Annotated in this window: 20 protein-coding genes and 1 pseudogene; 9 read left to right on the forward strand and 12 right to left on the reverse strand. The window is 58.9% G+C overall.

Annotated features, from left to right (window positions below):
- Positions 1-5: 5 nt before the first annotated feature.
- Positions 6-1,793: a DUF3592 domain-containing protein gene (locus tag WJU23_RS07060; RefSeq protein ID WP_346331840.1), complete on the reverse strand. Its 1,788-nt coding sequence runs from the start codon at positions 1,791-1,793 to the stop codon at positions 6-8.
- Positions 1,794-1,947: 154 nt separating this feature from the next.
- Between WJU23_RS07060 and WJU23_RS07065 the strand changes: the two genes are divergently transcribed.
- Positions 1,948-2,655 carry a TIGR02206 family membrane protein gene (locus WJU23_RS07065; protein WP_346331841.1) on the forward strand — a complete coding sequence of 236 codons (708 nt, stop codon included), beginning with the start codon at positions 1,948-1,950 and terminating at the stop codon, positions 2,653-2,655.
- A 77-nt stretch (positions 2,656-2,732) separates the two neighbouring features.
- Entirely contained in the window at positions 2,733-3,230 is a 498-nt protein-coding gene (locus tag WJU23_RS07070; protein WP_346331842.1) for a hypothetical protein, read from the forward strand.
- A 133-nt stretch (positions 3,231-3,363) separates the two neighbouring features.
- On the opposite strand, the gene WJU23_RS07075 is transcribed toward WJU23_RS07070, so the two are convergent.
- Positions 3,364-4,242, reverse strand: a complete 879-nt coding sequence (locus tag WJU23_RS07075) for a LysR family transcriptional regulator (RefSeq protein WP_346331919.1) — start codon at positions 4,240-4,242, stop codon at positions 3,364-3,366.
- A gap of 98 nt (positions 4,243-4,340) precedes the next feature.
- Here WJU23_RS07075 and WJU23_RS07080 point away from each other — a divergent pair, with 98 nt between their 5' ends.
- The 4 genes from WJU23_RS07080 to WJU23_RS07095 all read left to right on the forward strand — a co-directional run bounded on the left by WJU23_RS07080 (position 4,341) and on the right by WJU23_RS07095 (position 9,016).
- Positions 4,341-5,903, forward strand: a complete 1,563-nt coding sequence (locus WJU23_RS07080; RefSeq protein ID WP_346331843.1) for a proton-conducting transporter membrane subunit — start codon at positions 4,341-4,343, stop codon at positions 5,901-5,903.
- A gap of 10 nt (positions 5,904-5,913) precedes the next feature.
- Positions 5,914-8,430: a DUF2309 domain-containing protein gene (locus tag WJU23_RS07085; protein WP_346331844.1), complete on the forward strand. Its 2,517-nt coding sequence runs from the start codon at positions 5,914-5,916 to the stop codon at positions 8,428-8,430.
- 64 nt (positions 8,431-8,494) lie between these two features.
- Positions 8,495-8,629 carry a hypothetical protein gene (locus tag WJU23_RS07090; RefSeq protein ID WP_346331845.1) on the forward strand — a complete coding sequence of 45 codons (135 nt, stop codon included), beginning with the start codon at positions 8,495-8,497 and terminating at the stop codon, positions 8,627-8,629.
- 84 nt (positions 8,630-8,713) lie between these two features.
- Positions 8,714-9,016: a hypothetical protein gene (locus WJU23_RS07095; protein ID WP_346331846.1), complete on the forward strand. Its 303-nt coding sequence runs from the start codon at positions 8,714-8,716 to the stop codon at positions 9,014-9,016.
- Between the two features lie 15 nt (positions 9,017-9,031).
- Here the strand turns inward: WJU23_RS07095 and polX are convergent, their stop codons facing one another.
- Complete coding sequence (gene polX, locus WJU23_RS07100; protein ID WP_346331847.1) at positions 9,032-10,771, reverse strand: DNA polymerase/3'-5' exonuclease PolX; 1,740 nt, start codon at positions 10,769-10,771, stop codon at positions 9,032-9,034.
- Between the two features lie 187 nt (positions 10,772-10,958).
- Here polX and WJU23_RS07105 point away from each other — a divergent pair, with 187 nt between their 5' ends.
- Positions 10,959-12,431 carry a L,D-transpeptidase family protein gene (locus tag WJU23_RS07105; RefSeq protein WP_346331848.1) on the forward strand — a complete coding sequence of 491 codons (1,473 nt, stop codon included), beginning with the start codon at positions 10,959-10,961 and terminating at the stop codon, positions 12,429-12,431.
- 8 nt (positions 12,432-12,439) lie between these two features.
- Here the strand turns inward: WJU23_RS07105 and WJU23_RS07110 are convergent, their stop codons facing one another.
- The 4 genes from WJU23_RS07110 to sufT form a co-directional block, all read right to left on the reverse strand.
- Positions 12,440-12,661, reverse strand: a complete 222-nt coding sequence (locus tag WJU23_RS07110; RefSeq protein ID WP_346331849.1) for a hypothetical protein — start codon at positions 12,659-12,661, stop codon at positions 12,440-12,442.
- Positions 12,662-12,690: 29 nt separating this feature from the next.
- Entirely contained in the window at positions 12,691-13,227 is a 537-nt protein-coding gene (locus WJU23_RS07115; protein ID WP_346331850.1) for a lipocalin family protein, read from the reverse strand.
- 32 nt (positions 13,228-13,259) lie between these two features.
- Positions 13,260-14,057, reverse strand: coding sequence for an SDR family NAD(P)-dependent oxidoreductase (locus tag WJU23_RS07120; protein ID WP_346331851.1), 798 nt, complete (start codon positions 14,055-14,057; stop codon positions 13,260-13,262).
- A 103-nt stretch (positions 14,058-14,160) separates the two neighbouring features.
- Entirely contained in the window at positions 14,161-14,718 is a 558-nt protein-coding gene (gene sufT / locus WJU23_RS07125) for a putative Fe-S cluster assembly protein SufT (protein WP_346331852.1), read from the reverse strand.
- 369 nt (positions 14,719-15,087) lie between these two features.
- Between sufT and WJU23_RS07130 the strand changes: the two genes are divergently transcribed.
- Entirely contained in the window at positions 15,088-15,405 is a 318-nt protein-coding gene (locus WJU23_RS07130) for a 4a-hydroxytetrahydrobiopterin dehydratase (protein ID WP_346331853.1), read from the forward strand.
- On the opposite strand, the gene WJU23_RS07135 is transcribed toward WJU23_RS07130, so the two are convergent.
- Genes WJU23_RS07135 through WJU23_RS07145 form a run of 3 tightly spaced genes read right to left on the reverse strand, consistent with a single transcriptional unit; the run spans position 15,402 to position 20,142 of the window.
- Positions 15,402-16,754, reverse strand: a complete 1,353-nt coding sequence (locus tag WJU23_RS07135) for a hypothetical protein (protein ID WP_346331854.1) — start codon at positions 16,752-16,754, stop codon at positions 15,402-15,404. The two genes, WJU23_RS07130 and WJU23_RS07135, sit on opposite strands and share 4 nt — an antisense overlap.
- Positions 16,755-16,800: 46 nt before the next feature.
- Positions 16,801-18,129, reverse strand: coding sequence for a c-type cytochrome domain-containing protein (locus WJU23_RS07140; RefSeq protein ID WP_346331855.1), 1,329 nt, complete (start codon positions 18,127-18,129; stop codon positions 16,801-16,803).
- Between the two features lie 27 nt (positions 18,130-18,156).
- On the reverse strand, positions 18,157-20,142 hold the full coding sequence (locus WJU23_RS07145) for a DNA gyrase/topoisomerase IV subunit A (protein WP_346331920.1): 1,986 nt from the start codon (positions 20,140-20,142) through the stop codon (positions 18,157-18,159).
- Positions 20,143-20,451: 309 nt separating this feature from the next.
- Here WJU23_RS07145 and WJU23_RS07150 point away from each other — a divergent pair.
- Positions 20,452-20,674 (forward strand): annotated as a pseudogene (locus WJU23_RS07150) (transposase); the annotation flags it as partial.
- A gap of 371 nt (positions 20,675-21,045) precedes the next feature.
- Here the strand turns inward: WJU23_RS07150 and WJU23_RS07155 are convergent.
- On the reverse strand, positions 21,046-21,552 hold the full coding sequence (locus WJU23_RS07155; RefSeq protein WP_346331856.1) for a hypothetical protein: 507 nt from the start codon (positions 21,550-21,552) through the stop codon (positions 21,046-21,048).
- A 48-nt stretch (positions 21,553-21,600) separates the two neighbouring features.
- Positions 21,601-23,106 carry an arylsulfatase gene (locus tag WJU23_RS07160; RefSeq protein ID WP_346331857.1) on the reverse strand — a complete coding sequence of 502 codons (1,506 nt, stop codon included), beginning with the start codon at positions 23,104-23,106 and terminating at the stop codon, positions 21,601-21,603.
- Positions 23,107-23,114 lie beyond the last annotated feature (8 nt).

The raw sequence follows: 23,114 nt of genomic DNA on the forward strand, positions 1-23,114 counted from the left end.
CCGGATCAAGCCTGCTTACGCCACCGCTCCAGCAGCCGGCATAAATTTTCCACCACCAGCGCGCTCGGAATACCGTCCAAAAGTATCACCTTTTTTCCAAACGTCGTCTCCGCCTTCACCACATGATACTGCGTGCTCCCGGAGCTCATGTTTACCGAGTTCAAAAACTGCACCAGGTGCCTTCTCTCATACACCTGGCGTCCGCCCCACGGCCCCAGGCTCCACGCCACCTCCAGCCCATCGTCAGTGAAACGCAGCCGCTTTCTTTTCATCTGCATCACGATCATCCACCACAGCATCGCGGAACTGCCTCCCCAAATCAGCGGAAACAGGCCCGGCGCATCCGAATTCAGCAGGATGATAAATGCCACCGTCCAGACAGAAGTGAAAATGACCAGAAAAAGCCGCACTGGGGCGAACCGTTTCGGGCTCAGGTCCATGCTCACCGGATACTCCCGCCCGTCAAATTCCGCAGCAACGTGATACCGCTTCAGATGCATCACCAGCTCATCGGCATCCAAATCCAGCAGCGGGGTGGCCTTTTTTTGGGGCCGGTCTTCCCTGAATCCATCCGCTGACACCTGCGCCGGTTCCATTTCAAAAACCGGCAGGTCATACACCATCGGCTGTCTCAGCTTATTCGCCCGCACCTCCAGCTCCCAGACATGTTGCGTGGCATCCTTCCATCCCGTCTCGGCCAGCGCCACTGGCATCGCAGGCAGGCCTGCGGGAATCTCCTGCCGCAGCGGCAGGCGGCTACCGGCCCCCTCACGGGCAGCCTCGCTCATCGCCGCCTGATTCAGACCGCTCCACAGCACCTCCCGCCGCACCGTTGTATTTTTGCCTGAGCGCACCGTTACCTCTTTTACACACCGCACCTCCGTCTCCACCACGTCATGCAGGCCTAACGTCAAGTGCTTCGGGATGCCCAGATAACCCTGAAAAACTTTTCCCGGACTCACCGGGCGCGGCTCCACATACAAAAGAATCTCCCCACGCCGGCTTGCCAGCAGCCTTTTCAAAGCTCCCCGGCCCACCAGCAGGATCGCCACCGCAGGCAGGAAGGCCAGCAGGCTCAGCGGATTGGACATACCCGCATCCCCATCCACCAGCAGGGCATGCATCATCGGCAGCCAGATGATGCCCATCCATACCGTCACCACCACCCAGGCCCAGGCACCTCCCGTATTCTTTGGCCGCATCCAGTCCTCACCCCAGGCCGGTTTCCAGCGCCAGGGCTGCCCAGGGTAGCGGGTCTTATAGTCCTTCAGCCGCCGGTTTTGTCTCAACCCAATCAGCCCAAACAGGCTCACCAGCCCGCCCACCAGTGGAAAGACCAAAGGAAAAAGGCTCATGAACAGCAGGATCGTCCACCGAGCCTCCCGGAAGATCACCGACTCCTCAGGTAAATCTGGATTCACATAGCAGCGAAACGGCCGCCCGCTGGCCCGATGCTCATCCAAAATGGAAAACACCCTTTGATGATGATCTCCAAAGCTGTCCGCCCCCAGGCTCAGCGAGACCTCGTCCCCCTTATAAGTCCTCCCGTTATACTCATACCGGTAGGCCGCCTCCACCTCATACGTCGTCGATGTCCCGTCCGAATCCGTGGATACCCGCTCCTGCAAGTCACTGGATTCTATGACGCATGGCACCTCCACCCAGCCGCGAGCCTCATACCACCGGCTCAAAATGCTAAAGTAAAAAATGCCCACCCCAAGACCCGCCAGCAGAAAGACCAGGCCGAAAGGTATAAGGAAGGTCTCCCCTGTTGCTGATTGTCGCCTAGCCATTATGAACCAGTGATTATCTAAACCGGACCGTCCGTCAACCTCCCCGCCGCCTCTTTCCAGCGGCCGTGCCCGTGTCATGATCCTTTCTTGAATAAAACCGCGCATAGGATTCAGTCTGCGCCACTTCTTCTGCCCTCCGCTCCCATTCCACCGCATGCCCGCTCCATTCCATGCCTTCGGCCCCAGCCATCTCATCGTCTTAAGCCTGTGCGGCACTCTCCTGGTCGTCATGGCCATTGCTGCCAGATGGGCACCTGCCCTCAGCCGGGTGCTGGAGAAAATGCTCGCCATCCTCCTGCTCACCAGCTGGCCGCTTTCCCTCCTGGCTCATGGGCAGCTTGGCGAGCTGCACCCCGGCAATTCCCTGCCCCTGCATTTTTGTGATGTCGCCGCCATCGCAGGCGGCCTGGCGCTCCTGATCCGGCATAGGCTGGCCGCAGAAATCCTGTACTTTTTTGGCATGGCGGGCACGCTTCAGGGCCTCATCACGCCGAATCTCAACGTGGATTTTCCCCAGATGCGTTTCATTTCCTTCTTCATCTTGCACGGCGGCGTGGTCATCGCCGCGCTGCATGTGGTGACCGCAATGAAGTGCCCGCCCCGTCCTGGCTCCGTCCCTCGAATGCTCGGGCTCACCCTGGCCTACGCCGTCGCCGTCGGCGCAGCCAATGCCGCACTCAATACCAATTACGCCTTCCTTTGTCATAAACCGGAGCAGGCCAGCCTCATGGACGCCCTCGGCCCCTGGCCCTGGTACATCGGCAGCCTCGTCCTCCTTTGCGGCCTCTTTTACACCCTTCTCTACGCCCCCTTCTTCATCGCCAGCCAGTGGCGCCGCCGTAGCGCCCGGACAGGAGAATGAGATTTTGCCTGTTGCCTCCCCGCAGCCTGCGTGGTAGCAAGCCCGCCCCATCAACCCCTTTTTTTGAATCCAGGCGCATGAAAGCCCAACAACTCCTCCAGGCCGTCGGCCCCGAACTCCGTCAGCAGATCATCAGCTATGTGCAGACCGATGAACGCCCCGCCTACCGCGCCGTCATCCAGTCCCTGGCCCAGGCCCGCAAGCTGCGCCCCCAGTTCATCCTGGAAAAATCCCGCGAGAAGCAGGGCGAGTGGCTGGTCAACCAGCTTTACATGAAGACCAACGACCCCGTCGCTGAGCAGCTTCTGCAAATCTGGCTGCTCAAGTCCCAGGGTACCATGCTCACCACCTTCCTGGATGCCGTCGGCATCCCCCACGATGGCAAAGGCCAGGTGGAAGACCTGCCGGAAGAGATTAGCGAAGAAAAAGCCGCCGCCGGCATTGACGCCCTCCTCGCCCTCTATCCTCCGCAGCAGGTCTCCCTGTATTTGCACATGTTCCAGCTCCAGCGCCCTGAAGGCTGGCCCGGCCTCACCGCCGCCATGGACAAGGTGGAGTCCCTGAAGCTTGCGTAACCTTTCGCGATTCTTCGCTTCACTATCAACGGAACGGCCCCTTCCAAAAGGGGCCGTTTTTTGTGGATGGCAGGCGTGGGAATATCTGCCCGAGACCTTCCAGCGGCCTAGCGCCTCGCACGCTCACAACAGTTTATTTTTTCTTCGCCAACAGCTCCCTCAAAATGAGATTTGGATACCTTCGGTTAGGCGTGATGGCGTAGAAGGTCTCCTTGATCTGCGGAAATTGGTGCCTCTCCACCAGGGTGCCGTTTTCCAGCTCATCTTTGACGACCACAGGTGGAACCAGGGTCACCCCCTTCGTCTCCCTGGCCATCAGGCGCAGCATCGCCATGTCATCCACCTCGGCGGCAATGATGGGGCGGATGCCGGCCTGCTCCATCAGCACATCAAAGGCGGTGCGGATGCTGCTCTCCAGACTGGGCAGGACCACCGGCGTGGTGCGCAAATCCTCCGGAAAATTGAAAGCCTTCATCCGCCGTGTTTTGTGCCCCACGAGACTCACCGGCTGTTCATCCAGCAGGTGGCTGTACCAGCCCGTCTCCGCATCGCGGCGCACCGGTGTATTGGAAAGCACCACATCCAGGGTATGCGCCTGGAGCTGCGCGAGGAGCTCCCGCAGGGTGCCTGAGTGAATGACCAGCTCCACCTCCTCCCGCCCGATCAATGGACGAAGAAAGGCGAGCTGGAAATTGCGGGAGAGATTCGCCGCCGCCCCCACCCGCAGGCAGCTGCGGCTGCGCCCGCTGCGGTTTTGAAGAAGCCCTGTCAGCTCCTCTCCGCATCGGAAAATGGTGTCTGCATATTCCAGCGCGATTCGGCCCGCCTCCGTCAGCACCAGGGACTTGCGCTTCCTCTCAAAGAGAGGCTGCCCCAGACTTTCCTCAAGGTTTCGCAACTGAACGCTCAGCGCCGACTGGGAGAGGTTCAGATGCCGCGCGGCTTTGGTCAGACCGCCCTCGGTGGCGACGGCGCGGAAGTAACGGAGGTGGTGGTAGTTCAGCATGGCGATGAATCCATCCATATACCAAAGCGAACGATTTTTGCCAAAACATGAATTGGAGAGAACCAAGAAAATCCGTGAATCCTCTGTGCCACCCGAAGCCTCCTATGCATCAAACGCTACTTGCCACACCTCATCTCGTCCAGGTCCCCGAATGGATCCCGCCGCTCTTTTTCCTCATCCTTGCAGGCGCCTGCGCCCTGTTAAGACATGGCCGTCAGGCGGCGGAGGGTGCCGCGTGGATCGCCCGCCTCTGCTTTGCCCTGGCTGCCATCCTCTCCCTCCCGGTTGTGTTTGCCGGTCCTGTGAGGATTGAGCTCGCCGTCTTTGGCCCGGCCAAACTGGCCTTCCTTCTAGATCCCCTTTCCATCACCATGCTCGTTCTGGTCAGCTTCCTCGGCCTCATCGTGACGCGCTATTCGGTCAACTACCTGGATGGCGATCCGGGCCAGGCGAGGTTTTCCCGCTGGCTCATCCTCACCCTCACCAGTGTGCTGATTCTTGTCATCTCCAGCAATCTGCTCCTGTTCACGGCAGCCTGGATCGCGACCAGCTTGTGCCTGCATCAGCTGCTCATCTTTTGCCGGGAAAGGCCAGGAGCCCAGATGGCCGCACGGAAAAAATTCATCATCAGCCGGCTCGCAGACGCCTGCATGATCACCGCAGTGGCGCTGGTCTGGCATGGCCGGGGCACCTTGGAATTTCATGAGCTTTTCGCAAATCCCGCCGGGCCGCACACCGGTCTCATCGCCGGGCTGTTTGTCACGGCGGCCATGCTGAAGTCAGCACAATTCCCCTTCCACTCCTGGCTGCCGGACACGCTGGAGACGCCCACTCCGGTCTCAGCACTCATGCATGCGGGCATCATCAATGCCGGCGGCTTTCTCATCGTGCGGCTGAGCCCGCTCATCACACAGTCACCGGCAGCCCTGAATGCCCTGGCGCTGGTGGGTGCCTTCACCGCCCTCTTTGCCTCCGTCATCATGATGACCCAGACGAGCATTAAAAAGTCGCTGGCTTGGTCCACCGTGGCGCAGATGGGATTCATGATGCTGCAGTGCGGCCTGGGGGCCTTTGCCCTGGCCATGATGCACATCGTCGCCCACTCGCTCTACAAAGCGCACGCCTTTCTCAGCAGCGGCAGCGTGGTGCACCTCATGCGGTCCGCCTGGACGCCGGCAGGCCGGCCGGCGGCACATCCTCTCGTCGTCCTCGGCTCACTCGCAGCAGCCGTCGCGACAGGCCTGGGCCTGGCCTCAGCCTTCGGCCTGGGCAGTAATGCGGACCCTGGCCGGCTGCTGCTGGTCACCGTCTTCATCATGGCGCTGGCGCATCTGCTCTGGACGCTCTGGAGCAGCAGCCTGCGTGAGAGGCTCATCATGCGTGGCCTTGCCCTCGCCTCGGCCGCAGCAGCCGCCGCCTTTGCGACGCACCGCCTCTTTGAGCACTGGCTGGCCACGGTGGTGCCAGCTTACGCGCCCCCACGCAGCGCGATGGAATACAGCATCATGATCCTGGTCGCCATGCTGTTCCTGGCCGTGCTGGTCCTGCAATCGCAACTGCCCGCCTGGGCCTCACGTCCAGTCTTTGCCCGCCTCTATGTCCATGCCAGCAACGGCTTCTACCTCGGCACCCTTTTCAACAGATTCGCCCAGAAAATCCTCGCCTGATCCACTCCCCATGACCTCCCTCCACAACATCGCCCCCCTCCTCGCCACCATCCCTGCATCGCCCTCCCGCAGCCCGGAAAAACCCAGGTGGCTCCAGCACGCCCGGCAGGCCTGCCTGCGCATTCCGCCGCTCTGGCCGCTCCGGAGTTTCGTCGCCGTGAATCCTTTTACCGGCCTCGCCGACAGGCCTTTTGCTGAAGTCTGCGACCTCATGCAGCAGGTCACCCACAGCAGCATGCTCATGAGCGCGGAATACTTTAATCAGCAGTTTGCACAGGGGCGGATTACTTTTCAGGATCTGGACGAGGCCCTGGCTCATTCCGGGACCGGCCTCACCACTGAAGACATGCTCATGTGGCTGAAGAAACCCGCAAATACGACCGCGCCGCGGCCCTGCATCCAAAGCCTCGCCGACATCGCCACGGAGAAGTTCCAGGCCAACTGGAACCAGCTCATTACCGAGGAGGTCTCCAAGTGGTGCGCCGCCTGGTTCGATGAAGGCCAGTCCGCCTGGCGCATGCCATGGAAAAAACTGCCGCTTTATACGGCCTGGAAACAGGCGTCCCATATTGATGCGACCCCTGAAATGCTGGGCTTCAAAGGCTTCCGCAAGCACGTCGCCTCACTTCCCGATGCAGCTTCTGAGGCCATCCCGGTCATGCTTGATACGTTAGACCTGAAACCGTCTCAGGCGGAAGACTATCTTCACCGCCTGCTCATGACGCTGCCAGGCTGGAGCAGTTACGCCCAGTATCATGCGCGGCAGCAGAGCATGCATGGCAGCCCAGAGGAAGAAACACTGCTGGGCCTCCTCGCCATCCGGCTTGTTTTTGAGACCGCCCTGCTGGAACAGTTCGGCTCCTCTGACCTGCGCGACTCCTGGCTCGCCAGCCTGACGGCAGCACCCTACGCACCGGGAAAGGAAGCTCACATCCCCCTGCTCTGGCAGAACGCGCTGGAGGCAGGCTTTCAGCGGCAGCTCTGTGCGCGGATCAAAAAGGCCGCCCGGCCCGGCATCCATGCTGAAAAAGGCAGGCCTGCCGTCCAGGCTGTCTTTTGCATTGATGTCCGCTCAGAGACGATGCGGAGGTCCTTGGAATCCGTCTCTTCAGGGATTGAGACACTGGGCTTTGCAGGCTTCTTTGGCATGCCCATCGAGCATGTGCCCTATGGCCAGCGGCAGGCCGTCTCCCAGCTTCCGGTGCTCTTCGCGCCTAAATACCGGGTCCGGGAACACCAGCCATCCGCCACCGCTGCCCAGGAGCGGCACACCCGCCACCAGCTCCAGCTCACACGCCGCACCACACACTCTTGGAATGCCTTCAAAACGTCCGCAGTGAGCTGCTTCAGCTTCGTCGAGGCCGCAGGCATCCCCTATGCCTGGAAGCTGCTGAGAGACAGCTTCCAACTCGCGCCCAAAGCGAAGAGCCACACTTGCAACTCCTCCACCGCCCCCTGCTTGCATCAGCATCACCACGGTCAGGACCATGCGCCAGATAAGGCGCTCCTGGAGTCAGGCATCCCGCCGGAGGACCAGGTGCAGCTGGCCCTCGGAGCCCTGAAAAACATGGGCCTCACCAGGAACTTCGCCCGGCTGGTCATGCTCTGCGGCCACGGCAGCCACACGACCAACAACCCCTATGCAGCCGCGCTGGATTGCGGAGCCTGCGGCGGTCACGCAGGGGATCCCAATGCCCGCGTCGCCGCAGCCCTGCTCAACCAGGCCTATGTGCGCGCCGCTTTGGAAAATCAAGAGATCTGCATTCCCGATGACACGCACTTCATCGCCGCCCTGCATGATACGACCACGGATCGCATCACCCTGTTTGATACAGACCAGGCCCCCACCTCCCACAAGATGGACATCCACCAGCTCCAGCTCTGGCTGGAGCAGGCCGCCCACGGCTGCCGCAGCCACCGCGCCGCCGGCCTGGGCATTGGCTGCGCCGACGATGCCTCCGTGGAAAAACGCATCCTCCAGCGCAGCTGCGACTGGGCCCAGGTGCGGCCCGAGTGGGGCCTGGTGGCCAACGCCGCTTTCATCGTGGCCCCGCGCGAGCGCACCCAGGACCTGAACCTTCACGGCCGCGTTTTCCTGCATAACTACAACCACGAAACCGACACCACCAAAAGCACGCTGGAACTCATCATGACCGCGCCCATGATTGTGACCAACTGGATCAACCTGCAATACTACGCCAGTACCGTGAACAACCGGCTCTGGGGCAGCGGCAGCAAGGTCACTCATAACATCGTCGGCACCTTCGGCATCCAGCAGGGCAACGGCGGCGACCTCCGGGCCGGCCTGCCCATGCAGAGCCTTCACAACGGCGAGACCTGGATACATGAACCCCTCCGCCTCAGCGTCTTCATCGAAGCTCCGCGCGCCGACATTGACGCCGTCTTGGCCCGGCATGAAAACGTCCGCCACCTGGTGGAAAACGGATGGTTGCACCTCTACGCCATCGAGGACAGCGGCAAGCTCATCCTGCGCCGGAAATCCGACGGCACCTGGCTCCCCGCCTGACTCTGCCCTCCTTTGGGAATGCCCCAAACCCTTCCCCCGAAGAAAACCAAAACTAACAAAAAACATGAAAACACGCCTCCTGATCCTCGCCCTCATCAGCCCCCTGCTTGGCTCATGCAGCCATTACGAAATCGCCTCCGCCCAGGATACCGAACACCCCTGCTACAGCGAGTGGCACCCCTACCCCAAAAACAGCTGACGACCGCAGCTCAACCGTGAGCCGGACACCGCGATCCCTCGCGGAGTCCGGCCCTCCTCTAAATCGTCCCCCGCTTTTACACCTATGATCACTCAAATAGACTGGTTTGGCTGCTCCCCAAACACGGCCTGGGAAACCCAGATTCACCAGACACTGCACAACTTGTCCAAGATCAAGCCCATCTCCCGCGCCAGCCTGCGGGTTGAAGAAGAAGGCACATCGCCAGAGCCATTTCACCTGACCCTCATGCTCACCATGCCCGGCCCCGATGTGCTCGTGCATGGTCGCGGGCAGAGTTTTCAAAGCGCCCTGCTACAGCTCAGCACAGGAGCCTGGAAAAAACTTTCCTCCTCTGTCGCAGTTGGCTCAGGCTTGGGCGGACATTGAGGTGCCCTTAAACCTTCATCCGATCGGCCTTTTCCTCAGCGCCTTCTCCACCTCTCCTAGTGGCAGGCAGTTGATCACATCCTTCCGGGTCAGCCAGCCTTTCCGGGCGGCGCGGACGCCGTAGATCACATCCTCCAGACCGCGTGTGCTGTGGGCATCGGGGTTGATGCTGCATTTCACGCCTTTTTCCTTGGCCAGCCGCCACCAACGCCAGTCCATGTCCAGCCGCCAGGCGCTGGCATTCAGTTCAATGATGGTCCCGGTCTCCGCTGCGGCATCAATGATGGCGGGGATGTTCACGGCATAGGATGGACGCTGCAAAAGCAGCCTGCCAGTGACATGCCCCAACATGGTCACATGCGGGTTTTGGATGGCCCGGATGATACGCTTGGTCATCTCCGCCTCCGGCAGATTGAAAACGTTATGTACACTGGCCACGCAGTAGTCCAGCTCCGCCAGCAGCTCATCACTGAAGTCCAAAGAACCGTCCTTCAGGATGTCCACTTCGGTGCCGGTGAAGATTTTAAAATGCCCGTCGAAGGTCTCATTCAGCTCGCGGATCTCCGCCATCTGCGCACGCAGGCGCACCTCGTTCAGACCGTTCGCCTGGAAGCTGCTCTTGCTGTGGTCCGCAATGCCCAGGTATTGCAATCCCAGCTCTTGCGCAGCTTCCGCCATCTCCTGCAGCGTCGCCAAGCCATCGCTCGCGGTCGTGTGGTTATGAAACACACCGCGCAGATTCTCCAGCAGGATCAGGTGCGGCAGGCCGCCATTCTCCGCCGCTTCAAATTCGCCCGCGTTTTCACGCAACTCCGGCTCGATGTAATCCAGCCCCAGCGCGCGATAAATGTCTCCTTCATCATGCACCGGCGGGATCACCCGTGCCGTCTTCCCTTCCGCCGGAGTGAAGCCATATTCATTGAGCGACCACCCTTCCCCCAGCGCACGGTGGCGCATTTCCACATTGTGTTCCTTGCTACCGGTAAAGTAATTCAGCGCAAAAGGAAACTCCTGGCTGCTCACTGCCCGGAGGTCGCACTGCACCCCGCCTGCCGTATAGACACTGGCCTTCGTGCCCCCTTGCGCGATGGTTTTTTCAAACATCGGCAGCCCGATGAAATCCGCGATCACCACCTCAGGCTTTTTCGTGGCGCAGAGAAAATCCAGGTCATGCACCGTCTCCTTGCCCCGCCGGAAACTGCCACACACCTCTGCCCGCGACACCGCAGGGTGGGCACGCAGCGCTTCAAGCACCGCATGCGCCAGACCATAAACCTGGTCCACCCGGAATTCCGAAGCATGCTCTTCACGAAAAGCCAGGCTCTCCAGAATCTTCACCACCGTCTTGCCCCCAAAGCCGCTAAGCTTCGCCGCCTCGCCGCTTTCACACGCCCGCTTCAGGTCCGCGATGGATCCCACGCCCAGCTCGGTGTAAAGCGCCGCGATCTTCTTCGGACCCAGCCCCTGTACCTCAAACAGCTCAAAAAGCGTCTCCGGAAATTCCGAGCGCAAATTCTCATAAAACTCCAGTTTCCCGGTAGTTGCCATCTCATGCAGCTTGTCCCGCAGCGCGTCACCAATGCCCTTGATGCCCGCCAGCTTGTTATCTGCCGCCATACGCATGATATCCCCGGCATAAGCTTCCACCACCTCGGCCCCCGTCCTATAGGCACGAATTTTGAACGGATTTTCGCCTTTAAGTTCTAGCAACAAGGCAATGCGTTCCAGGATTTCAACGGCAGCTTCGCGGGTCATACCCCGCAGCATGGCGAGAAAGATCCAAAAAACAATTGGCCCTCTGACGCAAAAAACCCGCCACTTGGCAGGCAGTTTGCATTCTGTTAGGATGGGCCATGCCAGACTTGAAAGAATCTTCGTCTAGCGAAGTTCCTCCTAAAATCATTATTGCAATTTCATTAACTTCTATTAAATTTTATAGCCAATGCACTCCTTCACCCCTCTCCCGCGTGTGCTCGCTCCCCAGCCACTGTTTGTCAGGCTTGGGCTGACAGTCGCTGCAGGCGTGATGCTGAGCCATTGCACTTCGTCACCCAAATCTGAAGTCGTCGTCAGCGTGGCCGACCAGCGCATGGGGCTTTATGAAGAAGGCGTGCTGAAAAAACAGTACGTCATCTCCACCTCCAAATTTGGTCTGGGTGACCAGCCTAACAGCTACCGTACTCCTACCGGCAGGCATGAAATCATTGCCAAAATCGGCCAGGGGCTGCCTCCTGGGGCTGTATTGAAAAGCCGCTCCTGGAATGGAGAAGTCCTGAAGCCCAATGCTCCCGGGCGTGACCCCATCGTCTCCCGCATCATGTGGCTGCGCGGTCTGGAAAGCAGCAACCGCAACGCCATGCGCCGCTATATCTACATCCATGGCACCACTGAGGAGAACCGCCTCGGCCAGCCCGCCAGTTATGGCTGTATCCGCATGGGAATGAAGGATGTCGTGGATGTGTTCGACGACATCGGCATCGGGGCTAAAGTCGTTATCACCAAGGATCACCTGCCCGGTGGCAAGAAAGCCGAAAAGGTCAAGGAAGAACCTGTACCGGAACCTGCTGCCCAGCCATCTCCTGTAACACCTCCCTCGCAGGAACCGGCTCTTCTGGCTGCAGCACCGGCACGCACCGGACCACAGACTCCTGAAAAAGCCGCTTCCATGGCCGCCGCCGCTGCGGCTCCTGTGCCAGCAGGCCCTGTCCCGGTCACAGATGGCCAGGTCGGCAAATCATCCTCGTCTTTTTCCTTCCTGCCCTGGTCGCGTAAGTCCAAAGTCCAGGAAGCTCCCCCTGTGGCACCTACCGCAGCAGCAAACCCCACAGCATCCAAAAGAAGCGATACCGCCCCTGCTCCTGGCGAGCTTGCAGTGAAAAAAGACGACTCCGCACCGAAATCATCTTTCCTGCCATGGTCACGCAAATCCAAAGCTCAGGCAGCCCCCGCTGAAGCTCCTCATACAGTGGCAGCACCTTCGGCGAGTAAACTTCCTGACGGCCCCAAGATTGCCGCCGCACCCAAAAGAAGCGATGCCGCCCTTGTTTCTAGCGATGTTGCAGTAAAAGAAAACGCGACCGCACCCAAAAGAAGTTTCCTGCCATGGTCACGCAAATCCAAAGCTCAGGCAGCCCCCGCTGAAGCTCCTCGCACAGTAGCCGCAGCTGAGGCAGCACCTTCGGTGCGTAAACTTCCAGACAGCCCCAAGATCGCCGCTGCACCCAAAAAGAACGAAGCCGCACCTAAAGTAACCTACGACGCACCGAAAAGAGGTGAAACCCGGTATCTTCAGGAATCCCGGATCGGTCCGGAAAAGCCTCAAACCCTTGCCAACGACAAAAATCAGCCCGCTGAAAAGTCCTCCCCCCTCGGCACCTTTGGCCGCATGCTAAGCTTCAACAAAGCAGAAGGCTGATCCGTCAGTCAGGCTGAAACATCGGGGAGCGGGTCATCAATCCCCTCATCGCCGTGCCGGCTGTCTTCCTTCTCGGACAGTTCCCTTCCGTTATTGTCCAGCTCTCGGGTTACCCTTTTCGGCACAGGCACGTCCACAGTGGTTTCGTCTTCACGCACAGGCATTTCTTCCACATCCACTTCATAGGGGGTGGGTTGCTCGGGCTGGTCGTCAATGGATGCGGTTGTCATGAAATTAAACACGGTTGTTGAGTTATTGATCAATGATGGATGAGCTTGCTGGTATCGAAACCCAGCCTTTGCGCCTCCGCTTCATAGCTGCTTCGCAGTTCAGCGCTGATTTTGGGCCTCCGCGAGAGCAGCCATAAAAATTTCCGGTCCGGTGTCCCCACCAGCGCAGTTGAATAGTCCGGAGCCAGCTTGATAATCCAGTAGTTGCCTTCTTCAGGAACGGGAGCAAGCGCCGCCGGGCCTTCGAATCGTACCCGGAAACGGCTGTTTCTCCCATCTGGAACAACAGTGGCTGTCCCGGTGACGGTCACGCGCTCCTTGTCCGGACGTGTCTCGGTATTTACAACGAGGACGGTGCCATCCGCCTGGAGCTTATACTGCGCCTCGGCCTTCGAATCATCTCTCTGAAAGCTGTTTGGCAGACGGAAAAGCTCATACCAGTGTCCGGTATAACGTGCGATGTCCACCTGCGTTGCCGTCTGCAAAGGAGGGTTGCGGTGGCTGGTGCAACTGGCCAGGCCAAAAGCGAGACCTGCGAGGAAGAGGGGCAAGATGAAGGTTTTCACGATGAAGGAAAAAAGACTTTTTTGGCCTGCGCTCAGCCCTGAAGCAGAGACTGGGCGCCATCAATGTAGATCTCCGTGCCGGTGATGTGGCTGGCGGCATCCGTGGCCAGGAACCAGACAAGCTGTGCCACCTGTCCGGCTGTGCCGGAATCGTCAGGACTCAACGGCACTTCCCCTTCAGGATACTCCACCGGCACCCTGATCTCCTCCAGTCCCCGGGTGACAGTCTTGTCGTGGATCTCCGTCTGGATGGCCCCAGGGCAGATCACATTGATGCGCACCTGCTGCCTGGCCCATTCAAGGGCCAGCATCTTCACCATGGCCACCTGGGCGGCTTTGGAGCAGGCATAGGCGGTGGCTCCGGTGTTACTGAACATCCGGGTGCCGTTGACGGATGCAGTCACAATGACCGACCCGCCCTGTTTCTTCAGATGCGGAATGCTGTGCTTGAGGGTCAGGAAGGTGCCTTTGAGATTGACGTCCAGCGTCTTGTCCCATTCCTCCTCCGTCAGGCTTTCCAGAGGCGCCCAGACCCCGTTGGTGCCGGCATTGGCCAGCACGATGTCCAGACGGCCCCAGTTTCCAATTGCCGCCTCCACTGCGGCCTTGATCTCATTGCTCTTGGAGACATCTGCACAGATGGAGACAGCCCTGCCACCATGGTTTTTGATCTCTTGTTCGGTCTCTTGCAAGTCCTCAAGAGTGGTGCCGGTGAGCACCACGGCCGTCCCGGCATAGGCCAGGGTCTTGGCAGAAGCCCTGCCAATGCCTGAACCGGCACCGGTCACAAGGGCGACACGGCCGGTCAGCGATTGGGAGGGCAGTTGCATGGCAGTAAAAGGGTGATGGCGCTGGCGCAGCTCCTCATGAGCTGCGCACCATCAACACTTCGCACTGCCTGCCTTAAATGGATGTAAGCTCAGCCTTTCCTGCTCAGATCATTCCGAGCTTCATCTTGCCTTCGATGGAGATCATGCCCTGGTTCCAGGCGGGTTCCCACACCAGTTCCACGGCGGCATCATCTATGTCCTCGATGGTCATGATGCGGCTTTGGGCATCAGCTGCGATGGTCGGTCCCATCCCGCAGCCGGGGGCGGTGAGGGTCATCTTGACTACTGCCCGGTTCTTGCCTTCCTCCGTCTGCTCCACCTGGCAGTCATAGACCAGGCCCAGGTCCACGATGTTGACGGGGATCTCGGGGTCATAGACGTTCTTGAGCTGGTTCCAGACCTGCGCTTCCAGGTCGGTGGCACCTTCGGGAATGTTGGAGGAGGCGCTATCGGCATCCTTTTTTGAGGCTTCAGGGTCAATTCCCAGGGCATCCACATCCTTGGCACTGATCCGGGCCAGGCCAAAGTCAGTCGCCACCGTATAGGTGCCGCCCAGGGACTGGGTGATGATCACCTTCATGCCCAGAGGCAGGTTGATGGCATCTCCGCTTGGGATCTGGATGGCTTCAACTTCACGTTTCAGTTCAAGAGAGGAATGCATGGGAAAAGGGGGTGCGTGGCTGGGATGGATATCAGGGTGAGCATGGCTGCGGCTTGCCCTATGTCAACTTGCGTCAAGACCCGCGTTTTGTCTAAACTGAACGGCTTTTCCTTTCCTGTCGGGCAGTGACTCAGAATTGATAAATTCAAACCTCTTGCGCCACCATCAAGAGAGAGATCGCACGTTTACTTACGCCTATTAATATTTTTGCGCATCAAACACGATTTAGTTCACCTTAATTTGTGACACAAGGACGAAAAAGCTGCTTAATTTTTCCATGTGTTTTTACAAATTATGGATTTTATCATTTCAAAGTCTTAATTTTACGATATTAGACAAGTAGATCTGCTGAACCTCACCCTGCCAGACATGCGCCTGCTACTCTCTCTTGACGACATTGAAACCGCCCTTTCCAAGCTGCCAGGCTGGAGAAGAGAGGGCGCGGAATTGATGAAGACCTACCGCTTTCAAACTTATCTCGAAGGGATTGATTTTGTGAATTGTCTGGGCCGGTCTGCGGATGCACTGGACCATCATCCGGACATGTACGTAGGTTGGAAAAAGGTCAAAGTGAAGCTGACCACTCACAGTGCAGGAGGCATCACCCATCTAGATATCCAGATGGCACAGAATGCTGAAAACTGCTGCAAAGAAGCGGAACTGATTTCCGCAGGTGGAGAAGCTTAGAGCTTCTTAAGCAAACCCTGGAGAAGATCCCCCAAACCTTCACCGCTCATCAGATTCTTCAAAACCCGTTCGGTTTTGGGTTTGACCTTGGGATCGGACAATGAACCTGAAGACTCGATATCGAAGGTCATCCGGCCCTGGCTGTCAGAAAGTGACTTGGTAAGAGCACGGGCGATGGATTCACCGAGCTTTGCCTGGGCGATGCCGTTGCTGAGCCGGGTCTGCAATTCCGGACCGGTGGAGAGACGGAGATTGATCTCATGCCTGTCCTTGGCGGCATTGACCCAGGATTTCGGTTCAATGGCCACTTCATATTCGGGAAACACAAACTGTGTGAGACTGCGCGTGATGAAGAGGTCATTGGCGAAGTCGCCACTGACGACGGCATCCTGCATCAAAGGGCCCCCGATGATAATGGGGGAAAGATCCACCCCATATTCCTGGAGCTTGCGCAGTTCCTTGCCTGCAGCCTCGCCGATGGTCATGAAACCGCCCAGGACGGAGCCTTTGGCCAGGGTCAGGCTGAGCTGGGAGAAGGGCTTCCATTCCAGTGTTTTGGGGTTGATGGGCCGGATGTCACCCGTGCCGGAGACGACCAGATGGGCCAGTTCAGCCGGACGCATGGCCCCGTCAATGCGGGCCATGCCGGTGACATCAATGGTGGTGTTTAAAACGGCCTGGATGCGATTGTGGTTGGCGAGGTCCGCCTTGTCCACATCAATGCCGGTGAGCTTGAAGTCCAGGTCACGGATGCTAACCTGAGTGGTGCCGGTGGTGATGTTGAACTGGCCTTTTTCAATGGTGGCGGAACTGACGGCATACGTGAAAGCCGGAGCGGGTTCTTCGGACGCCTGGCTTTCCACTTTGGGAGGAAGAGGCTCTGTTTTTGGGGTGGCGGCGACGGCTTCGGTGCTTCCCGGTTTTTTAAACAAGGCCTCCAGCGTGCTTTTGCCTTCGTCATCCTGGATCTCCGTGACGGAGGGGCTGACAATGCCGACGTGCTCCACAAACAGGCGGCGGTTGATCAGGTCGTCCAGCTTCACTGACAGGGTGAGTTCGGGAATCACCACGACGGCGCTGCCTTCGGCCAGAGGTGTCCTTTCGGCGTAAGCTTTGGCCACTTCGAGGTCTCTGGGAGCCAGGCGTACGTTGATGAATTTGAGGGTGGCCGGATTGGTTAGCAGATTGAGCTTTGCATCGCCCACCTCAGCGCGGCAGTTCCAGTTTTCCTCGGCCAGCTCCACCCAGGTTGCCGGGCCCATCTTCTGCATGATCCACCAGGACGCGGCTCCCAGCGCAGCTCCCGTCAGGACAAAAAGGATGAGGACGACATAGAGGAACTTTTTCATAAGGACAGGTTAGGCCGAATCTGGCCCTGAGGCAAGAAGGTGCTGCCTAGGGTTCGATGACGGATGTTTGTTTGCCCGCAGCGTCCCAGAGCCAGACTTTGCCCGCATCACCGCCGGCGAAGACGGTTTTGGCATCGGAGGTGACGGCGACGCTGTAAAGCATGGCGGCGATGCCGGTGAGTTTGGTCTGTTTGGCGGTTTCGCTGCGCTGGGCACCGTCGTGCTTTTTGAGTTCGGTGTAGATGCTGCCGTTGCCTTTTTCAGTGACGGCGACAAGGGCCTTGCCATCGGGGGTCCAGGCGAGGGCGGTGAAAGCGGTTTTTTTGTCGCCGAGGGTGACGTCCTGCTCTCGGCTTTTGACGTCCCAGACTTTGATTTCGCGGTCGGCTCCGGCGGTGGCAAGCTGGGTGGCGTCTTTGTTAAAGGCGACGGAGAGGACGTGGCTGGTATGGCCCTCATAGGTGGAGATGAGCTTGCTGTCGGCGACCTTCCAAAGGCGGGCCAGCTTGTCGGCGCCGGCACTGGCCAGGGAGCTGCCGTCAGGGGAAAGACGGAGGGCATAGAGGGTGTCGTCGTGGGCTTTCCAGGTGGAAAGCAGCTTCTTTCCTGGCAGGTCTATGCGGTGGATGAATCCGGCACCACCGGTCTCGCCATCGGCGGCGAAGAGGATTTTGCCATCCGTGGTAAGAGCGAGCGCGGTGAGGTTGCCGACGAAGCCGGTGCTGATCTGGCCGGTGGTTTTGAAGGTGGTGATGTCCCAGAGTTTGAGCTGGCGGAAGCCACCCGTGATGAGGGTCGTGCCGTCCTGGGTCCAGGCGAGGGACTGGATGGCTTCTTCGTGACCGCTGAGGCTGCCGAGGCGGGGCCGGTCAGGCTGGGTGAGGTCGTGCAAATGGACTCGGGAACCGGCGGCGATGGCCAAAGTCTTTTCATCCGGGGAAAGGGCCAGGGCGAGAACAGGCTGGTAGGTGACGGGAACCGGGGCCAGGGCGACAGGCTGGGGAACGGGCAGCTCATCGAAGACGCTGGCGTCCCAGACGGCACCCTGGGTGATCCAGTTTTGGAGCGCGGTGACCTGGTCCTTGGAGAGCTGCTTTTTAGGCGGCATGTGGGGATCGGCATCTTCCAGCACCAGCTCGTAGAGAAGGCTCTCCCCTGCCCTGCCGGGGATGACGGAGGTGCCGCTGTCACCACCGAGGATCATCTTTTCCCGGGTGGTGAGAAGCAGGCCACCTTTGGCCTTGCCAGGCTTGTGACAGCCCAGGCACTCATCCCGCAGCACCCGCATGGCCGTCAGTGTATCCGTTTCAGCGGGAGCGGCCGCCTGGGTATGGACGGCGTGGATCGAGAGGGCGATGAGGATGAAACGAAGCATGGAGGGATAAACCCTTATACGGACCGGTCAGGCACTTTCTCCCGTGGGTTTGCGTTCGTTGACGATGCGGTCCACGGCGTGTTTGGTGACGATGTTCCCCTGGGAATCGCGGCCTTTGATGGCCATGGCGGCGACAGGGAATTTCAGCGACAGGGTGCGCAGGTAGAGAGCGGGTTTGAGATGCACCAGGAGGTTCTGCGCGTCGCTTTCTGCCTCGGTTTCGTGGCGCGTGAAGAAGAGTACAAGGCTGCCTGGAGTGCCCTTCGTCAGCGTGTAGGCTTTGTCACGGGTGATGCCGCCAATGCGGAAGCGCTTGGCCATGACGGGGCCGTTTTTGCCATCGCGATAGATGAGGGTATAGACAGCTTCCTCGTCCTTTTTGAAGAGGTTGATGTAGAGCGGGTTTTTGCCGACGTGGATCTTCGGGGCCACCTTGGAGACGGTCATGACGCCATCCTTCGAGAAGAAGATGAGGTCATCCAAGTGGGAGCATTTGCAGATGGGCTCGCCTTCTTTTTTGAGGCCAGTGCCGGCAAAACCTTCTTTGGCATCCAGGTAGAGGATTTCGTTGGCGATGATGACCTGGGCGGCGGCGACGCGGTCAAAGCTGCTGACGACGGTGCGGCGCTCGCGGCCTGCACCGTAGGCTTTTTTCAAGCGCTCAAAGTGGGCGATGGTGTAGCGGGTGAGCTGCTTGAGGTGTTTTTGGACCTGGTCAATGTCCTTCTCCAGATTGAGGATGTGCTGGTCGGCCTCGAAGCTGTTGAATTTGGAGATGCGCTTGATTTTGATCTCGGTGAGGCGGGCGACGTCTTCATCGGTGACGGCCCGTTTTAGAAGGGTGAGATGGGGCTTGAGGCCTTTCCAGATGTTGGCCATGACTTCCTCCCAGGTCTCGGCTTCTTCGATCTTCCGGTAGATGCGGTTTTCGATGAAGATCTTTTCCAGGGAGCTGAAGTGCCATTTTTCCTCCAGTTCGTTGAGCTGGATCTCGAGTTCGGCCCCGAGGAGTTTTTTGGTGTGCTCGGCGCTCTCCTTGAGGAGGTCATTGACGTTGGCAAAGCGCGGCTTGTCATCCTGAATGACGACGGCATTGGGGGCGATGGAAACCTCGCAATCGGTGAAGGCGTAGAGGGCCTGGATGGTCTGCTCCACGTCGGTGCCGGGAGGGAGCTGGACGACGATCTCGACAAACTCGGCCGTGTTGTCATCCACGCGGGCGATCTTGATTTTGCCCTTCTCGTTCGCCGCCACGATGCTGTCCATGACACCGCCGGTGGTGGTTCCAAAGGGAACCTCGGTGATCAGCAGGGTATTCTTTTTGGGCCCTTCCTCAATCTTGGCACGGACACGGATGCGGCCGCCGCGAAGGCCGCCGTTGTAGTCGCTGGCATCCATGATGCCGCCCTGGATGAAATCGGGGACGAGATAGACTTCTTCGCCACGCATGGCGGCGATGCTGGCATCGCACAGCTCGATGAAATTGTGTGGAAGAATGCGGCAGCTAAGGCCAACGGCGATGCCTTCGACTCCCTGGGCGAGCAGGAGCGGAAACTTCACCGGGAGGGTGACGGGCTCTTTATTACGGCCGTCGTAGCTGGCGGACCAGTCGGTGACCTTGGGGCTGAAGACGACGTCGAGGGCGAATTTGGAGAGGCGGGCCTCGATGTATCGGGGAGCGGCGGCGTTGTCGCCGGTGAGGATGTTTCCCCAGTTGCCCTGCATATCAATGAGGAGGTCCTTCTGGCCGATCTGGACCATGGCATCGCCGATGCTGGCATCGCCATGAGGATGGTACTTCATGGTGTTGCCGACGACGTTGGCCACCTTGTTGTAACGGCCGTCTTCCAGCTCATCCATGCTGTGGAGGATGCGCCGCTGGACGGGCTTGAGTCCGTCGTTAATGTGGGGCACCGCGCGCTCGAGGATCACGTAACTGGCGTAGTCCAGGAACCAGTCGCCATACAGATCGTCAATGGGCTTGATCTCAATGGGAGCACTGTCCGCCAGGATGGGGGAGGAATCTTCGGTTTTGGTAGGTTTCTTGGCCACGATTAAAAAAAGGGGATGAGACGGAGGGCGAGCATAGACGCTCAGGTCCGGCTGGCAAGCGATGGGAGAGGGGAAGGAGTGCTCTTCCCGCTAGAGCGGGATCAGCTTTAGCGCTGAGTGCAGGAATTGAGGGAGAGGGTAAAAAAAAGATTTTGGGCAGAAGATTTTCCCAAACCACTGATGGCCGGTAAATCGGCATCATAGGCATGGACGGCAAACGCACCATCCTGGGCGTCAGAGACGATCACTCAGGCAAGGCTCAAAGAGCGCGTGGGATTTTACGCCAAAAGCGCCCCCAAACTCGCCTCCTGGATGGAGGCCAACATTCCGCAAGGCTTCGCGGTTGACGGCCTGCCGGCAGCTCATCAGCGCCGGATTCGCACCAGCAACGCCATCGAGCGCGTCATCAACCAGGAGGTCAAGCGCCGTCCACAGGTCCTCACGATCTTCCCCAACGAAGCCTCTCTGCTGCACCTCGTCTCAGCCCCTGCTCTGAGAGCAGAACGACGAATGGAGCACCGGTAAAATTTACCTCAACATGAACTCACCTGATCCATCGCGAACCTGATTGACACTTTTACAGAATGAACTTTGCCCGGCCAAGGACCACCTACTCCGAAGGAGTAGCCCTATCGACCCGAGCCGGTCTAACATGGCTTCGAGATGATGGGGCAACCCTGACGGGTTGAACTTCCGCGCTAACGCTTCGTTTCCCTTACCGGAGGTCTGGCTCGTCAAGACTCGCCTGACCCTCCGGCTACTCATGGGGCAGCCCTGCGAGCTGATGGGCGGAACCAAAACCACAACACTTAACTTGTGAGATTATTCTTTTCATCTTGATTAAGTTAGTCCAGCAGACCGATGCTACACAGTGAAAGCCAGCTCAATGGTCTTTCTGTTCAAGAAGACATTCATGTTCGCTTTTATATAAGAAAGCAAAGATGTCAAAATGATTCCCCGATCCCATATGTCATTCAGAAAATCTGACTCGGCATCATCCAGTTCAGCGGCTAAGGTTTTTCTACGGTCAATTGTCAATCGCTCAATCCGTACAAGGTCTTCCTCTGAATTGCAATCAAGTCCGTAACGGCCAAGAACTGCCTCGATAGAATGCTTCCATAAATTGAGCCTTTCGACGTTCAATACACCAATTGCAGCCAAGCCCCTGCTGATGACTGCGTAATTTTCATTTGTGATTAGATCGTTGATACCATTTCCATAAGTGGAGTCGAAATTCCACGCATTCAGCACAACTTGCTCTTCATGATATAGAACAGTGTAGGGGACCGTTGACAGAATGCTCCATAACTGAAAGAGCACTTCAGCCGGATTGGCATTCTTCTGGATAAGGTCGTTAATATCGTAATTCATGAGGAGCGTTCTGCCAGCAGGTTGACCGGCACTTTATCTTAATCCCATTCACCGCACCTGCCCTTTGCTGCGCACCTGCTCCAGCAGGCCAGTGAGCTCTTTGACCTTATCAGGCTTTTCGGCGTAGAGGTTGTGCTTTTGGGCGAGGTCGGTGGAGAGGTCGTAGAGTTCGCCTTCGTGCTCGTTTTTCGCGTAACCAAACTCTTCGTTATACCAGGCGGGGACTTTGCTCTGGGCACCGGATTTGGCAGCGACGAGGAGCCAGTTTTGGTGGCGTAGGGCGTAGGCGTCTTCTTTGGTGTTGTGGACGATGGTGGTGCGGGGGCTGGGGGCGTTTTCTTTCCAGACGGGGAGCTGGTTATAGCTGTCATTAGCGGAGCCTGCGGGGATCTCGGCACCGATGATGGCGGCGACGGTGGCGAGGATGTCCACTTGGCTGGTGAGGGCATCGCTGACGGTGCCGGGCTTCACCACGCCGGGCCAGCGGACAACGAAGGGCAAGCGGTGGCCGCCTTCATGGAGGTCGCGCTTCACTCCGCGCAGGGGGCCGGAGCTGCGGTGGCCGAAGTTCTGGATGCGGGGGTAGGCATAGTGCTCAGCACCGTTGTCAGCGGAAAAGATGACGAGGGTGTTGTCCGCAAAGCCGTTGGCCTCCAGCGCCTGGAGGATCTGCCCGGCCTTGGCATCGGTCTGCACCATGAAGTCGCCATAACCTCCGGCCTGGGATTTGCCAGTGAACTCATTGGTGGGCACGATGGGGGCGTGCGGGGAATTGAACGGGACGTAGAGAAAAAACGGTCCCTCTTTGCCCTTCTGCTGGCCGATCCATTTCACGGCCTGGTCACGCAGCCGGGGCACGACGGCGTAAAAGTCCCAGCCGGGCGTCATGGGACCCGGACGGGCCTCCCAGTTGCCTTCGCGGGTCTCGGGAGTGATGGTGAGCGGCTCGGACGGGACGGTGATGACACGGTCGTTTTCAAACCAGGCGTAGGGCGGGAAGTTGGGCACGTCGTCGCCAAAGTAATAGTCGAACCCATGGGACAATGGGCCACCGGAGACGGGCTTGCCCCAGTCGAAATCGCCGGAGGCAAAGACGCGGTGGCGGCCACGGGCGTCCATGACGGGTTCGGCTCCGGGTTTGAGGATGTCGTCCCAGTTCCAGCCGAGGTGCCACTTGCCAATGCAGGCGGTGCGGTAGCCCTGGGTCTTGAGCAACTCAGGCAGAGTGGTATCGGCCTCGTCCAGCACGGGTTTGTCAAAGGAGTTCACAATGCCATGCATCTTCCGCCAGTGGAAGCGGCCCGTCAGCAGGGCGTAACGGCTGGGCGTGCAGATGCCGGAGGAGCTGTGCGCATCCGTGAACCGCATGCCCTGGGAGGCGAGCTTGTCGAGGTGCGGCGTCGGGATTTTTGAATCCGGATTCTGCGCGCCGAGGTCGCCATAACCCATGTCATCGGCATACAGAATGACGATGTTGGGGCGGCTTTCGGCGGCAGGCAGGGAGAGGCAGGCCAACCAGAGAGGCAGGAGGAGCAGGAGGCGGAGCGGTTTCATAAAGTTTG

Source organism: Prosthecobacter sp. SYSU 5D2 (genome assembly GCF_039655865.1).
GTDB lineage: Bacteria > Verrucomicrobiota > Verrucomicrobiia > Verrucomicrobiales > Verrucomicrobiaceae > Prosthecobacter.